Genomic DNA, 14,383 nt, shown 5'->3' on the forward strand with positions numbered 1-14,383 from the left:
CTGGTGGATTATTAATATTAAAAAACGAATTATGAAGTACACAATAATAACGGCTGCTATCCTTTTAGGTGGATCAGTAGCTATGGCTCAAGGTCCGGTACGTAAAGCGGTAACCACGCCAGTTGTAAAGACAAATCCTAAGGCAGGTGCTACTGTAGGTAGCAACTACTCTGAAATTGATCAGGTTGGAATAGGTAGTGATGCCTTTGTAGAACAACAAGGAACTGCAAATGGATCATTCATCCTACAAACAGGAGCTGCTAAAATGAACCGCAACTCGGTTGATTTACGTCAATGGGGTAATGTAACTGCCGCAAGTGGTGAGGCAAATTATTCATCAGCTATTCAAGATGGCTCTGGAAATAGTCTTGTTGCAGATCAATCTGGTGATGCAAACAGTCTATTCAGTACACAAGTAGGTCTTGATAACGAGGCAATTCTTGCGCAAGGAAGCATGACTGCTCAAAAGGCAGAAAATAACATATCTGTCATCGATCAAGACGGTAAGGATAACTTTGCCACCGTTTTTCAAGGATTTGATGATAATGAAGCATCTATCCTTCAAAGAAATGATCAAGTGACTGGTGTTGGTAATCGCGCTTTTCAAGATCAGCGCTCTAATCCTAATGGTAGTGCTCTCGCTAATACCGCGATAGGTACTCAGTATGGTGACGGCAACGACCTTGTACAAATTCAAAGTGGTCCTGGAAACGATAATTATGCTGAGGCCAATCAAGGTGATGCAGCAACAGCTGCTTCTGGAGCATTTGTACAACAAGTACAAACTGGAGACGGTAACGAGGCATTTGCTGATCAATTCTTGACTGGTGATACGGCCTTCCAAACGCAATCAGGTTCTGACAACGTTGCTGTGGCGAGACAAAATACCGCTGGTGTATCAACTGGAGGAAATAATTTGACCGATCAATGGCAAGAAGGAGAAAACAACAGAGCTACCTCTAATCAATTTGGAAACAACAACAGTTCTTTCCAGGAGCAGTACGGTGAGCGTAATAGTTCTGTAACTACTCAGGCGATGGGTCAAGATGCAGGAAATCTAGCAAATAGCATTCAATCTGGGATCAGAAATATTTCTCGTATTGATCAAGGAGCACATGGTAATGTATCATTTGTTGACCAGACAGGTGATAGACAACACAGTATCATAAAGCAAAATCGTCCAGGTATTGGTGGTACGGTAGCAGAAGGTTACAACACTGCAACTGTTACACAACGCAACGCAAATGTTGCTTTGACTGCTCAAACTCAAAGAGCAGCAACAATCAAGCGTCGTTTTGATGACTAATTAATTTAATAAATAATGTTGGGATGTGAAGTAGGGTAGCATCCCAACATTTTATAATTGAAGCTTATGAAATGGTATCTGATTTTAGTTTTATTCTTTTCCAGTTTTCTTGCAGTTGCTCAGACTTATAAAGAAGACAAGAAAGTCGTGAATTCAAACTCTTTAGAAACATCTAATGAGCAACTCAATTTTATTTCAAACAATCAAGCTAATGCCTCTAACAATCCTGTTACTAGAGGTAATTCTGTGTTTATTGAACAGGCAGGTTTTGGTAATCAGGCATCTGTTACGGCAGCGTCTGATAATAGCGAAATCAATCTATTCCAATCTGGAAATTTTAATCAAAGTTTTATAAAGCTTAATGCTACATCTATTAGAGAGAATGTATTGCAAAGGGGAAATAGCAATTTATTCATTGATTATAGTGTGCATGGAGCAAGAACACATAATGTTGATTTAATTCAAGACGGTAGTTACAATACGGTAATAAGTGCTGGTAGAAATAGCATTTCTGAAAGATTGCAAATCAATCAAACTGGTAACGGTGCTGCGGCATTTGTAATTCATTTTTAGAATGGCTAGAATCATTTTATTCTTATTAATGATCCCATGTTCAATGGTGCATGCTCAAGAAAGTTTTTACAATAGGGAAGTAAAGGCTGTTATTGAATTAGAGGATAAGGAAGGATTTGTAAACATTACCGGTATAGCAACTAATCTTACAAGTGCTGATCAGGGAATCAGGTATGAACTCGCAGTGATAAGAAAAGATACCGCAAGTGGTAACAGTACTAAAAATAAGCAAACAGGAAGAACAGTTCTCAAGGCTAGTGATAAGGTACTGTTGTCAAAAACAAGTGTCAATCTCAATATACCAGATTTGATAACGATCATGTTGTTAATATATGATGTTGATGATAAGTTACTAGGCAAGGAGATTAAAAGAATAGAACCCAATACTCGAGAAATCGCGGTAGTCCAATCAACAGCGTATGATGGTATAGAATTTAAAGGTATCGTGCTCAAAAAATTGCGCACTGCGCCTGCTCGCAAATTCTATGACTATTTCTATGAGAAATATAGGTTTTACAATATCAACGGTAGTGAAATCGTGACCATCAAAGAAGTATTTGGTCAAGGTAGAACTTCTAAGGTAGAAGTACTGGTAGGTAGAGATCTCGTATTTGAATTTTTTCTGAATCCTACTGAAAAGTATATAGAACAAATGGGCGATAATGCCATCTACAAAGTGTATAACAAATTTGAATCACTCAAGGCGCAAGAAGCCGCCATTAAAAATTATTAATAATGCTCAACAAAATTACAACACCGCTCACGTTGTTAATTTTACTTTGCCTTGCGGCAACAAGTAACGCTCAACAACTTGTTTATAAACCTATCAATCCAGCCTTTGGCGGTGATACGTTTAATTATCAGTGGCTTATTCAAAGTGCTGAACAACAAAATAAATTCACAGATCCCGCGCAACGTGGACTCAACGATCCACAATCAGAGCTTGATAGCTTTGCAGACGGACTTAACCGACAAATCTTAAGTCAATTATCCAGATCATTAATCAATGCTCAAATTGATCTTAATGATGGGTTAGAACCAGGAACTTTCAGTTTTGGTAGTCTAGAGGTAGAAGTTCTAGAGTCGTTAGATGGACTTGTGGTAAACATTCTCGATACTAACACAGGAGACACCACTCAAGTAGTTATACCTACAAATTAAAACGGTGTCCATGAAAAAATCAATCAACCCAATAGGGCTCGTACTCTTGTGCTTACTTTTTTCAAGTTGTGGAGCCTACTTTAATCAGCCACTTGATACTCAAAATGCGCGAGTAGGAGAAACTACAGACGCCACGTTGCGTTTGAGAGAATTGCCGCCACCTGTTGCACCAGCGGTTGTAGGCGTATATAAATTTGAGGATCAAACAGGACAGTTCAAACAGGCAGAGTCTGGTTCAACCTTTAGCAATGCCGTTACTCAAGGTGGTACTACTATTCTTGTAAAGGCACTAGAAGATTCTAAATGGTTCACACCGATAGAGCGAGAAAACTTAGGTAATCTTATTAATGAACGCAATATTATTCTTTCAACTCGCAAGGATTTTGCACAAAAGACAAACACCCAGGTAAAAGACTTGCCACCATTACTTTATGCGGGTGTCTTGATAGAAGGTGGTATCGTTTCTTATGATACTAATGTACTTACCGGTGGTGTCGGCGCGAGATACTTTGGCGCTGGTGGTTCTACAAAATATCGTCAAGATCGAGTTACCGTTTACTTAAGAGTAGTCTCTACTAAGAATGGTGCCATCATGAAAACGGTTTATGTTTCTAAATCTATTTACTCACAAGCTGTAGATGCGAGCCTTTTCAGGTACGTGAACTTCAAACGATTACTAGAGGCAGAAACCGGTTTCACGCGCAACGAGCCAGGACAATTAGCTGTAAAAGAAGCTATTGAAAAGGCCGTAGAAGCTCTTATAGTAGAAGGTATCAGCGCAGATTTATGGTATCCAGCAGGTGGCGAGCCAGTCGCTAATAAGATGATTGCTGACTACCGTCAGGAAAAAGAAGTGGCAGAGCGTACTGACGTTTATCAACGCGATCTTCTTGATCGACGCAGTCGCTGGAGACTGGATATAGGTGCTGGTGGAACCTATGCTAACAACGATTTACCTGACCCATACTATGAATATTCTATCACGGGTGGGTTGAAATATAATTTCTCACCACATCTGGGAATTTATGGTAGTATTAATAGATATCGATTGAAGAATACTGATTTATTCAATAGAGAATTTAGCAGTAGTGATCTCAATCTAGAGTTGACCGTGTTACCGTTTGAAAAATTCACTCCTTATGCCTATGGTGGCGCTGGACTCAATTATGCTAATTCTTTACAAGTAGTGGATTTTAAAGCTCAAGCAGGCCTAGGCTTTGAATACATGGCCACGCCAGCTATCGGGCTCAAGGTTTATGGAGAGTACAATGTCGTATTTTCTGATGAACTGGAAAACCTCGTTGCAGGACAGCAGGATGATCACTATTACAAATTTGGCGCTGGTATCAATATATACATTGGTGGTAGCAAGGCAAAGGATAATTCCGCGCGCTATCAACGTCGCAGGGCAGCTCGAGATGCAAGAAGAAAGAGTCGTCTAGAACCGCCCATTGATAGTAGTAATGATACTACGATTCCGCTTTCGCGAAAGCAAAATAATAACACATCTCAACAACTTTAATCATGAGAGCAAAAATCATATTTATTGTATCGATCCTAGTATTGGCTATTTCCTGTACGGAAGATACCGTTGAGGTCAACGGCAAGGGAACTGTAACAGGTAGAGTAGTGGCCGATGAAAGTTTTGAGCCACTAGCAAATGTCAAAATATCGACCAACCCAAATACGAGCACTACATTTACTGATGCAGATGGACAGTTCTCACTAGAAATTGAGAATGGCACCTATGCCGTAAAAGCAGAGAAAGATGGATTTCTAGTGGACTTTGAAAGTGCCGATGTAGAGACAGATGAGGAAACGACTCTCGTGTTTGAGTTAAAAGTAAGCACGGCAAATAATCAACCGCCTAGCGCACCAGAACTAATTTTTCCTGAGGATGAAGCGGTAGAAATACCCTTCAACTTTACGCTAGAATGGGAGTCTCTTGATGTAGATCAAGACAGCCTTACTTACACGGTTACCTTGAGGAATGCGAGCGATAACAGTGTTAGAACTTTTGAAGATATTGAGGAAGATGAGCTTGAGGTGACCGTTGAGTACGGCACTACCTATTTCTGGCAAGTGACGGTTAATGATGGTATCAACGATCCAGTAAATAGCTCTTTAAACAGCTTTACTACTCAATCAATACCTGCTAATCGATTCTTGTACGTGCGTAAAGATGATGACAATAATGTCATTTACAGTGCAGATCGTGATGGCAACGAGATTGCCCTTACGGACGAGTCGCGCAATAGTTGGCGCCCACGAGTCAATAAGCAAGTAGGGCGCATTGCTTTCTTGCGCAGTGTAGGTAGTAATACACAGCTTTTTACCATGAATTTAAACGGCAATGATGTACGACAGGTGAGTAGCAGTGTTCCCGTACGTGGTTTTAATCTGGATGAGATTGATATAGCTTGGGCAAACAATGGTTCGGCTATATATTATCCATCACAAAATCGACTTTACCGCATCAACACCAATGGTAGTGGCTTGACTCAAGTTTATCAAACGGTTAATGGCAATCTTATTAGTGAAGTTGATTATAATAATGGCGTCATAGCTTTAAAAACCAATGATCTAGATGGGTATAATGTTGAGATATTTACCATTAATGAGAGTGGTACGAGACTCAATACTGTTTTGACAGGAATCGATGGCGCTGCTGGTGGTCTTGATTTGAGCATCGATAATACACGCCTGTTATATAGCCGTGATGTGTCTGGGTTTGAAAGTAGTGATTACCGCAGATTAGACAGTCGCGTTTTTATACATCAGTTTAATAATCAATCAAACACTGAAATCTCCTTTAATAAACCTGGTGGTACTAATGATCTAGATCCTAGATTCTCACCTACTGATGCTCAAGTGATTGTTACCAATCGAGATAATGATGATACAGGCGTTGGTACAATTGATATACTAGAGTTGGGTCAGGTTGATCCACGTAATAACACCTTTGAAAATGCATTTATGCCAGATTGGGAATAGCATCCTTTTATCTATAAATGGGATGCGTATCCCGTTTTTAAGTCTTGAATCTCTGAGCAAGGTTCAACGGGCTAGATAACTGAATATGATACTTACGCAACATCAATATTTATGATGCTGTTCCTTCTGCATAAAATTGAAAAAGCCTAGCTGGATCTTAGGGAATCCGACTAGGCTTTTATTCTAAATATTAGTCAAATATAACACCCAAAAGCAAGAAACAGCGATTAAAGTATGTATTTACCAAAAATTTTGCTTTTAGTCGGTTAATCGATGGTTTCCAAATAAGCTTTAAGCTTTAATGTAGCAGGTCTATTAGGCTACTTTGCTATAGTTGACCAATTATAGAGATAGCAAGGATTTGGTAATTAGTCCTCTTCAAAAGTTACGCTCTCATAAGCGCCAGCATCTGGTGAGCCAGCATCGCGAGCCGCTTGAGTTATATCTAGAGACGCCACGGTCGCTGGATTTCCTAGTCCATTTGCCGCACTTTCATTGCTTATCTGCAATTCATTGCGAGCAGCGTTCTTGAAGAATGGTTCCTCATTGAGAATGACCTGCTCGTATAAATCTGTATTACTAAAATCATAAACAGAAATATCTTCCAACTCGCCAAATCGATCCTCAAACTTGATCAATGAGTTTTCAAATTTGAAATTTAGGTCACTCACCTCGTCATCAAGTATCAACAGTTCTAAATCTCTATCGCCATAGATGATGCAGTTGGTGAAAACCGCATTCTCCAAGGGTTCGCTCAATCCACTATTAGGAATTGTATTAGAAATGAATAACGCTGGATCCTGGCGTAGACCATTTGGGAAAAAGTTTGCGATCGTACAATTATTGAAGTTGTATTCACCACCTAACCGCAATACTACCGATGATTGACCAGAGTTATTGATCACAAGATTCTCCGCATCAATACTAGCTGTAGATGCAAGTATGCCGTTATTAGCGCTATTATAAATTTGCGTGTTATCTATGCGTAATGTAGCTCCATCATCGTCATCGCTCTGACTATCCATGATAATCCCAACACTCGAGTTGCGTATGGTAAGGTGTGAGATTTCATGATCTTTGCTACCTGCCGTAAGCCAGATGGCAGTCCATTGTCCAGGTAGGTCATTAAATGCAGGCTCTAGCCTGTCGCCTTGAAAGATCACCTCATTTTCTAATGCTTCGGTTAGGCTAGGAGCACCATTTACTTTAAGTGTTGATTCATTTGAGGCGATAATACCGCTGCCATCATGAAAAAATAATCTAGCGCCAGCTTCAATAGTTAGCGTTTGATCATTGGGTATGGCAGCAAATCCATAAATCACATATGGTTTTTCATTAGTAAAGGTGAGTTCATCCTCGTCTAGAACAAATCCTCTTATACGTATTTCATTCTCATCTTGGTCAACGCCTAATAACAAGGATTCCTCAATGCCTTCATCATCTCGCTCTGGGAAAAGAAAAATTGCATCCTTAATCAAGGTCACTAATTCTACAGATTGGAAATCACCTGAACTACCAAAATCGATCGTATCCAGATAAAGGAACTCATCATCATCGGTCTGTGTATTAATATCGACAGTGGTTTCAATAAAGACAAATAGGGAATCGTTTGCCAGTAATTCTACATTTTCAAAAACTCTACCAGGCACTCCATCAACAGCAAGTCGATACAGCGATTCATCACCTTGTCTTAATCGTACCTGTGGTATGAGAATATCCTCATCGCTGCGATTATAAACCTTTACGGTTCTCGTACTGCTACCTATATTGGTAAATACCGTGTCCAGAAAAACAGTGTCCTGTGAGAATTCTAGCGCGCCGACACTTTCAGTAAATTCAAAATCGTTGCGACAAGAAGCCAACAGAATAATTACAGTACCTAATAATATGGAGTACGCTATGTTTTTCATGAATGTATTTCAAATAAATCTCTCAATTCTTGAGAGATGCGGACAGGCTTACCTGATTTGTCAACTGCACACCAGTCGCTGGTGGTTTTAGCCAGCAGCTGCATGCCATCCTTTTTATAGATTTCTATAAAACGCTCATAGCGCACGTTTGTTGCTCGACCAACTTGTGTCTTAATGACGATCTCGTCATTTAGTTTAGCACTGTTTTTATATTCAATACAATGTTTGATCATGACCCAATCGTATGCGTCCTTCATCTCATCAGTGGCGGCATTCAACCAGTGGTCCATGGCGATATCATTTGCCCACTGCACATACATCACATTGTTTACATGATTCAGATGGTCAATTTCTGTTTCATTGACTGTGCGCTCCATGGTATAGATTGGTAAGTCGTCACGCATTTTATTCTAGTTCTGGATGGCAATTTCAAACAATTTATTCCAGCGTTTGCCAGTTACAAACAGTCTATCATTGCTGCTATCATAAGCAATACCGTTGAGAACATTGTCTTGATCATTCCAGTTTTCTACTACCGTTTTGTCCAGTCTGTCTTGCAAGCCGTTCATATCGATCACAGCTTCTAACGCACCGTTTTCTGGATTGACGATCATCACTACGTTTTGCTGGTAGATATTGGCATAAATTTTCCCATTGACCCATTCCAGCTCATTTATTTTCTCAAAAACTTTTTTATCAGATACTATCTGGATGTACTCCAGTTCTTCAAAAGTTTCTGGATCAATCTTCCATATTTTATTACTACCGTCACTCTTGTACAAGTACTCACCATCGTTGCACAAACCCCAACCTTCTTTACTGCGATTGTAGGCAAACTCGCCCGTGCGGTTTAGGTCTAGATCATAAGTGTAGGCATAACCGCTTTTCCACGTAAGTTGGTAAACTGTTTTGTCCAGTATAGTCAGACCTTCTGCAAAAACATTTTTATCTAGTTCCTTCTTTAGTAAAATCTCACCAGTTTCAACGTCAGTCGTGCGTATGTCTGATTCATTGTATTGTCCAGCGCTCTCATACAGGGTAGCATCATTAAACTCCAATCCTTGCGTGTAGGCATCACTGTGTGGATACTCGTTGACTACTTGATATTTGTATATTTTTGGCGCCTTCGTATTATACTTTTCGATAGTTTCCTTAGCTCTTGCTATGCGGCCATTTTGATAAATCGTGGCTTCATAGGTTAGTTTACCTAGTGGTTGGTTTGTTAGCTTTCGCGAAAGCGTAACTCCATCAACACCATCCAGCACACGACCGTTTTGTCTCCATACAACGCTGTCCATTCCCATGTTTGCATCATCTAGTAGCGAAAGATTTACCGTATCACCATCATTCCAGCTCGATTTTGGATTATTTACAACGACCTTATAATTCTTATTAAATTTTTCTAGCTCTGTTTTACAGGCTGATAATGAGAGCGCTATCGTTAGTAAAAAAACAGAATTTCTCCAGTTCATAATGGCATTTTATCTATGCGAAATATAGTGAGAAAAATGCAGGCTCAAAACCTTTGTGAGGTTGTATGAGCACTGTATATTTGCACTGGGCAAGTCCTACACAACCAGCTCCTGCTGAACTCCTCCAGGGCGGGAACGCAGCAAAGGTAAGCGGTCGTAGCGGTGTGATGTAGGTAGCTTGCCTTTTTTTGTGCGCTATACTCAAATTTAACTATCTGATATCTAGTTGTTTATGAAAAACGTGGTTTTAGTTACTGGTGGTTCATCTGGAATAGGAAAAGCTATCGCCCAGTATTTACACGATAGAAACTACAAAGTATACGGCACCAGCCGCAGTCCCGAGAAGTATGCAGACCTACCATTTACTCTCTTACAGCTTGATGTTCAAGATCAAATTTCTGTTAATAAGGCTGTTGAAGAATTAATCCAACGAGAAGGCAAACTTGATATACTTATAAATAACGCAGGTGTAGGAATCACGGGACCCATGGAAGAGACGCCTATCGATGAGGTTAAACATGCGATGGATACTAATTTTTATGGACCACTAAGAGTATTGCAAGCCGTGTTGCCTCATATGAGAAAGCAAAAATCTGGTCGTGTCATCAATATCACCAGTATCGCTGGCTATATGGGATTACCTTATAGAGGCATCTATAGTGCGAGTAAGGGTGCTCTAGAAATCGCTACAGAGGCATATCGCATGGAGTGCGCACACTTGAATATTCATTTTAGCAATGTGGCGCCAGGCGATTTTGCTACAAATATTTCCGCCGGTAGATTTCACGCGCCAGTAAAGGAGAACGGTGATTATGCAGCAGGTTACAAGCACACACTCAACCTTATTGACGAACATGTAGAGGATGGCAGCGATCCAATTGAAGTTGCGCAGGTGATTCACAAAATTCTACAGCAATCCAATCCAGGTATACACTATAAAGTAGGTAGCTTCCTGCAAAAGTTTTCTATCACACTCAAGAAAATACTACCAGAGAAATCCTATGAGAAAATGCTCAAGAAGCATTATGGGTTGAAGTAATCTGGTTTTGATTATTCACCTTTTTTGAAAGGATAGATCATTTGATTGGCAAGATCTTCAGGAAAATTCTCATCACCAGGAAAGCCTAATTCAAGCTCAGGATCATGATAGGGAACCACCGCTGTTCCAAAAAGATAATCCCAAACACTCAACGACAGCCCGTAGTTAACACCATACTTTCTGCCATTAGGTAGTTTGCGTGCATGATGCCATAGGTGCATTTTGGGATTATTCAAGATGTATTTGAAAGGGCCGTAATCCCAATTAAGGTTCGCATGATTTAAATGACCTATGAATACTCCTATCATATGTACCACAAAGAATTGTTGTATCCCAAAGCCAATCATTGCTAGTGGCAAGTACTGTAATGTCTTATAAATAATCGTTTCCATAAAGTGAAACCTGAACTGTGCGGCAAATCCCATTTCTTTTACACTATGGTGAACTTTGTGAAATTGCCACAACCATGGTACTCTATGTAATAATCTATGAATATTCCATTGCACAAAATCTGCAACTACAAACATGATGAGTAGCTGTGACCAGGCTGGCCAGGTTTGTAATTCAAACGCGACCATATTCTCAAGACCTATGCTTTGTAATAGATCATTGAATAGCTGCACGCCTATATTAGAAATCGCATTATAGCCAACCAGTGAGAACAAAAAGAAGTTGAAGAATAAATAAAATAGATCTAACCAGAAGTCCTTGCGCAGGATTTTTTGATTTTTACGCCAAGGCAACCATATCTCCAAACAAAACACAAGAACGGATAAACCTATTAACCAGTAGAAATAGTTATTCCACGCCGGTGTTGTGATCTCGCTCCATAGATAATTAGCGTAATCACTGAATGAGTTAAGAAATAGGTCTAGGTATGTGTCCATTATAAAGGGTGTCGCATTGCAATGATACTCTTTACAAAGGTTAGTAGGTTGAGATATATTTAAGTAAGACTCACTTTACTATTTTTGATGAACAAAATCTTCTCGAATGAAAAAGTATTTTCTTGCATCGCTAATCGTGGTATTGCTAATAGGTTGTAAAAATGATAAAACCCAAGAGAAAGAAATGAGCAAAGAGGTCGTTTCCAATTTTGATTGGGATGCGGCAAACGTCTATTTTTTATTGACAGATCGTTTCAATAACGGCGATAAAAGTAATGATAATACGGTTCCTAGAGATGAAGAGACGGCAACCTTACGTGGATTTGAAGGCGGTGATTTTGTTGGTATTCAAAATAAGATTGAAGAAAATTATTTCACAGACTTAGGCGTCAATGCGATCTGGCTCACACCCATCTTTGAACAAGTAAAAGGTGGAGTAGATGAGGGCACAGGTTACACCTATGCCTACCATGGCTATTGGGCCAAAGATTGGACAGCCATTGAGCCAGCATATGGAACGATGGAAGAATTTAAATCACTAGTCCAGGCGGCTCACGATAAAGGCATCAGAATATTACTTGACGTGGTCATCAATCATGCAGGTCCGGTAACTGAACAAGATCCCGTATGGCCAGAAGATTGGGTGCGCACAGGACCCGTGTGTACTTATCAAGATCAAGAGACAGCGGTGAGCTGTACACTTACTAATAATTTACCAGATGTTCTTACGGATAGTAAGGAAGAAGTGGAGCTACCACCAGCGCTAGTTCAAAAATGGAAAGATGAAGTCAGATATGAGGAAGAAGTACAGGAACTTGACGCCTTTTTTGAAGAATCTGGATTGGCAAGAACACCAGCTAATCATCTAATCAAATGGGTCACAGACTACGCTCGCGAGACTGGTGTAGATGGCTTTAGAATCGATACTGTTAAGCATGTTGAAGAAGAAGTATGGGCTACCTTTATTGAGCAGGCGCAAATTGCTTATGAGCAATGGAAAGACGAGCATCCAGATCTAATGATTCATAATGATCCGTTTTTTATCATTGGTGAGTTGTATGGTTATTACGCGGCTGGTGGTCGCGCGTACAATTTCAATGAGGTGCCCGTAGATTATTTTAATGTAGGGTATGATGCGATGATCAATTTTGGTTTTAAGGAAGATGCAGGACTTAATTATAAAGCCTTATTTCAAAAATATGCTGACATCAAATCAAATCTCAACAAGGAGACAGATAGCGATGTCGTTAGTTTCATGAATTATATAAGTTCACATGATGATGGCCAGCCATACGATCCTCAACGTGAGTCAGGTATAGAGGCAGGAACTAAGCTGCTATTATCGCCAGGAATTTCTCAAATCTATTACGGTGACGAGAGTTCAAGGATTTTAAGTGCTGACGGTGCAGAAGGCGATGCAAACCTGAGAACAAACATGAATTGGGACAATATGGATGATGCCACGTTAGAACATTGGCAGCAGCTGGGAAGATTCCGTAGGGATCATCCAGCAGTAGGTGCTGGTAAGCATTATAGTCTCGATCATACTGGTAGTGGCACGCTAGCGGCCAGATTTTATGAAAAAGACGATTATAAGGATGATGTCTTGATAGGAGCTGGACTAGAAAATGGTGAGATTACCATTGATGTGTCCAAGGTGTTTCCTGACATAGACGAGCTACGCAATGCCTACAGCGATACAATACATGTCGTTGAAGATGGTAAAATAATCACTACTGCGATAAATGGTGTAGTGCTGCTGGAGCCATATTTTTAATTAATTATCGTGTGGTGATTTTTGAATGATTACGCTTTCGCGAAAGCGTGATCCCAACAATCTACCTGTAACATTTCCAGCCTTAACACAAATTAGCAGTTTCCCGCATACTTTGATATTTCCTTGTGTATGTCAGGTGTGATCTCTAGTTATCTTTAAATAAAAACAACTATGAGCACCAATAACCTAAGTAATAAAGAAGCACAACAAAAGTTCAAGAAAATCGTGGAGAGCGTCGATTTTGCCATGATGTTGACACACCTAGATCAGACACCATTGCATGCGATACCCATGAGTACCAAACGAGTTGACGACAATGGTACGGTTTATTTTTTGAGTAATCGTGATAGTGAGCACAACAACAATATCGAGAACGATTCCCGCTGCCAGCTTATCTATTCAGAAAAGCACAGTATGGAATTTTTAAGTGTTTATGGTAAAGCATACATTAGTAATGATCGTGCGTTGATTCACAGTTTATATGGTTCAAGCGATGATAACTGGTTTGAAGGAAAGGATGATCCAGAGATTACAGTAATTACTTTTCACCCAGAAACTGGACATTACTGGGATTCAAAATCTAATGCACTGGTCAGTCTGTTTAAAATGGGTTATGGAGCCATCACAGGTGAGAAAATGGATGTAGGTGAGAGTGGCAGCTTGAGCAACCTGTAAAGATTGAGATTATGGCAGATTATAATAAAGAAGAAGTTTGGGACGAGTTTAAAGAAAAGCAAAACATGACTCATAATGAGTTGGAAAAATGGCTAGAAACTGAGGAGTCCAAAAATGCTGGCCGAGAAATGGACAACGGTGAGACAGTAGGTCACGCCAGCGGCCGTAGCATTTTGAAGATCAAGGAAAAGAACAAGAGCGATTTGACAGAAGCCAATTGGGATAAGATAAATGAAACCGTAGGTTATTACCATCAAAATCTACACGAGTCCCAAAAACCGTCTAGCGATGTTGAAAACAGCGCATGGTACTATGCCCTCAAAAATTGGGGTCACGATGCTTTAAAATAAATCTCAAAAATTAATTCAGAAAAAAAACCGATCATTAGATCGGTTTTTTTGTTTACAACCAGCTGGTAACAGCATTAATCGATTGTTGTAATAGATCATCTTCTTGATGATCATCGTTTTCTAATAGCCGCCGCTTGTAGTCGCTATAGCCATTTTCAGAGATGATAAGGTCCATGAGTATTTTTTTCTTTAAAAATAAATCCTCATCATTAAATTTCCTGTTAATGAAATCTTAGAAG

The 14,383-nt window shown here is 39.8% G+C and carries 15 protein-coding genes and 1 other RNA gene; 11 read left to right on the forward strand and 5 right to left on the reverse strand.

What is annotated here, in order from left to right; genetic code table 11:
• Positions 1-31: 31 nt before the first annotated feature.
• From EJ995_RS07460 to EJ995_RS07485, 6 genes are all read left to right on the forward strand, one after another.
• Positions 32-1,306 (forward strand): hypothetical protein, encoded by a 1,275-nt coding sequence (locus EJ995_RS07460; protein ID WP_126447150.1) that lies wholly within the window; start codon positions 32-34, stop codon positions 1,304-1,306.
• A 66-nt stretch (positions 1,307-1,372) separates the two neighbouring features.
• Positions 1,373-1,879 (forward strand): hypothetical protein, encoded by a 507-nt coding sequence (locus EJ995_RS07465; protein ID WP_126447152.1) that lies wholly within the window; start codon positions 1,373-1,375, stop codon positions 1,877-1,879.
• A gap of 1 nt (position 1,880) precedes the next feature.
• Positions 1,881-2,612, forward strand: a complete 732-nt coding sequence (locus EJ995_RS07470) for a CsgE family curli-type amyloid fiber assembly protein (RefSeq protein WP_126447154.1) — start codon at positions 1,881-1,883, stop codon at positions 2,610-2,612.
• A 2-nt stretch (positions 2,613-2,614) separates the two neighbouring features.
• Positions 2,615-3,040 carry a curli production assembly/transport component CsgF gene (locus tag EJ995_RS07475; RefSeq protein ID WP_126447156.1) on the forward strand — a complete coding sequence of 142 codons (426 nt, stop codon included), beginning with the start codon at positions 2,615-2,617 and terminating at the stop codon, positions 3,038-3,040.
• Between the two features lie 10 nt (positions 3,041-3,050).
• The gene (locus EJ995_RS07480; protein WP_126447158.1) at positions 3,051-4,562 is read left to right on the forward strand and encodes a CsgG/HfaB family protein; all 1,512 of its coding nucleotides are present in this window, start codon (positions 3,051-3,053) and stop codon (positions 4,560-4,562) included.
• Positions 4,563-4,564: 2 nt separating this feature from the next.
• Complete coding sequence (locus EJ995_RS07485; protein WP_126447160.1) at positions 4,565-6,034, forward strand: carboxypeptidase regulatory-like domain-containing protein; 1,470 nt, start codon at positions 4,565-4,567, stop codon at positions 6,032-6,034.
• Between the two features lie 368 nt (positions 6,035-6,402).
• Here the strand turns inward: EJ995_RS07485 and EJ995_RS07490 are convergent, their stop codons facing one another.
• The 3 genes from EJ995_RS07490 to EJ995_RS07500 are packed head-to-tail and all read right to left on the reverse strand — an operon-like array spanning position 6,403 to position 9,416.
• Complete coding sequence (locus EJ995_RS07490) at positions 6,403-7,944, reverse strand: right-handed parallel beta-helix repeat-containing protein (protein ID WP_126447162.1); 1,542 nt, start codon at positions 7,942-7,944, stop codon at positions 6,403-6,405.
• On the reverse strand, positions 7,941-8,348 hold the full coding sequence (locus EJ995_RS07495) for an acyl-CoA thioesterase (RefSeq protein ID WP_126447164.1): 408 nt from the start codon (positions 8,346-8,348) through the stop codon (positions 7,941-7,943). The genes EJ995_RS07490 and EJ995_RS07495 overlap by 4 nt, the downstream gene beginning before the upstream one ends.
• A gap of 6 nt (positions 8,349-8,354) precedes the next feature.
• A complete protein-coding gene (locus tag EJ995_RS07500) occupies positions 8,355-9,416 on the reverse strand; it encodes a glutaminyl-peptide cyclotransferase (protein WP_126447166.1) in 1,062 nt (353 codons plus the stop codon).
• Positions 9,417-9,503: 87 nt separating this feature from the next.
• On the opposite strand from EJ995_RS07500, the gene ffs reads away from it, so the two are divergent.
• Both ffs and EJ995_RS07510 read left to right on the forward strand, forming a co-directional pair.
• Positions 9,504-9,603, forward strand: an RNA gene (gene ffs, locus EJ995_RS07505) — signal recognition particle sRNA small type.
• A 45-nt stretch (positions 9,604-9,648) separates the two neighbouring features.
• Positions 9,649-10,455 (forward strand): SDR family oxidoreductase, encoded by an 807-nt coding sequence (locus tag EJ995_RS07510; protein ID WP_126447168.1) that lies wholly within the window; start codon positions 9,649-9,651, stop codon positions 10,453-10,455.
• A gap of 11 nt (positions 10,456-10,466) precedes the next feature.
• Here the strand turns inward: EJ995_RS07510 and EJ995_RS07515 are convergent, their stop codons facing one another.
• Positions 10,467-11,342, reverse strand: coding sequence for a sterol desaturase family protein (locus EJ995_RS07515; protein ID WP_126447170.1), 876 nt, complete (start codon positions 11,340-11,342; stop codon positions 10,467-10,469).
• 106 nt (positions 11,343-11,448) lie between these two features.
• On the opposite strand from EJ995_RS07515, the gene EJ995_RS07520 reads away from it, so the two are divergent.
• The 3 genes from EJ995_RS07520 (at position 11,449) to EJ995_RS07530 (ending at position 14,144) form a co-directional block, all read left to right on the forward strand.
• On the forward strand, positions 11,449-13,119 hold the full coding sequence (locus EJ995_RS07520; RefSeq protein WP_126447172.1) for an alpha-amylase family glycosyl hydrolase: 1,671 nt from the start codon (positions 11,449-11,451) through the stop codon (positions 13,117-13,119).
• Positions 13,120-13,290: 171 nt separating this feature from the next.
• The gene (locus EJ995_RS07525; protein WP_126447174.1) at positions 13,291-13,794 is read left to right on the forward strand and encodes a pyridoxamine 5'-phosphate oxidase family protein; all 504 of its coding nucleotides are present in this window, start codon (positions 13,291-13,293) and stop codon (positions 13,792-13,794) included.
• Positions 13,795-13,805: 11 nt separating this feature from the next.
• Complete coding sequence (locus EJ995_RS07530; protein WP_126447176.1) at positions 13,806-14,144, forward strand: DUF3140 domain-containing protein; 339 nt, start codon at positions 13,806-13,808, stop codon at positions 14,142-14,144.
• Positions 14,145-14,196: 52 nt separating this feature from the next.
• Here the strand turns inward: EJ995_RS07530 and EJ995_RS13295 are convergent, their stop codons facing one another.
• Complete coding sequence (locus tag EJ995_RS13295) at positions 14,197-14,319, reverse strand: hypothetical protein (RefSeq protein WP_262707145.1); 123 nt, start codon at positions 14,317-14,319, stop codon at positions 14,197-14,199.
• Positions 14,320-14,383 lie beyond the last annotated feature (64 nt).

Source organism: Nonlabens ponticola (assembly GCF_003966335.1).
Taxonomy (GTDB): Bacteria; Bacteroidota; Bacteroidia; order Flavobacteriales; family Flavobacteriaceae; genus Nonlabens; species Nonlabens ponticola.

Excerpts from the sequence above, each read along its gene's own strand:
- EJ995_RS07480 (WP_126447158.1), top strand. The coding sequence starts at position 3,051 with ATGAAAAAATCAATCAACCCAATAGGGCTCGTACTCTTGTGCTTACTT.
- EJ995_RS07500 (WP_126447166.1), bottom strand. The coding sequence starts at position 9,416 with ATGAACTGGAGAAATTCTGTTTTTTTACTAACGATAGCGCTCTCATTA.
- EJ995_RS07525 (WP_126447174.1), top strand. The coding sequence starts at position 13,291 with ATGAGCACCAATAACCTAAGTAATAAAGAAGCACAACAAAAGTTCAAG.
- EJ995_RS13295 (WP_262707145.1), bottom strand. The coding sequence starts at position 14,319 with ATGGACCTTATCATCTCTGAAAATGGCTATAGCGACTACAAGCGGCGG.
- EJ995_RS07510 (WP_126447168.1), top strand. The coding sequence starts at position 9,649 with ATGAAAAACGTGGTTTTAGTTACTGGTGGTTCATCTGGAATAGGAAAA.
- EJ995_RS07485 (WP_126447160.1), top strand. The coding sequence starts at position 4,565 with ATGAGAGCAAAAATCATATTTATTGTATCGATCCTAGTATTGGCTATT.
- EJ995_RS07460 (WP_126447150.1), top strand. The coding sequence starts at position 32 with ATGAAGTACACAATAATAACGGCTGCTATCCTTTTAGGTGGATCAGTA.
- EJ995_RS07495 (WP_126447164.1), bottom strand. The coding sequence starts at position 8,348 with ATGCGTGACGACTTACCAATCTATACCATGGAGCGCACAGTCAATGAA.
- EJ995_RS07465 (WP_126447152.1), top strand. The coding sequence starts at position 1,373 with ATGAAATGGTATCTGATTTTAGTTTTATTCTTTTCCAGTTTTCTTGCA.
- EJ995_RS07490 (WP_126447162.1), bottom strand. The coding sequence starts at position 7,944 with ATGAAAAACATAGCGTACTCCATATTATTAGGTACTGTAATTATTCTG.
- EJ995_RS07530 (WP_126447176.1), top strand. The coding sequence starts at position 13,806 with ATGGCAGATTATAATAAAGAAGAAGTTTGGGACGAGTTTAAAGAAAAG.
- EJ995_RS07515 (WP_126447170.1), bottom strand. The coding sequence starts at position 11,342 with ATGGACACATACCTAGACCTATTTCTTAACTCATTCAGTGATTACGCT.
- EJ995_RS07470 (WP_126447154.1), top strand. The coding sequence starts at position 1,881 with ATGGCTAGAATCATTTTATTCTTATTAATGATCCCATGTTCAATGGTG.
- EJ995_RS07475 (WP_126447156.1), top strand. The coding sequence starts at position 2,615 with ATGCTCAACAAAATTACAACACCGCTCACGTTGTTAATTTTACTTTGC.
- EJ995_RS07520 (WP_126447172.1), top strand. The coding sequence starts at position 11,449 with ATGAAAAAGTATTTTCTTGCATCGCTAATCGTGGTATTGCTAATAGGT.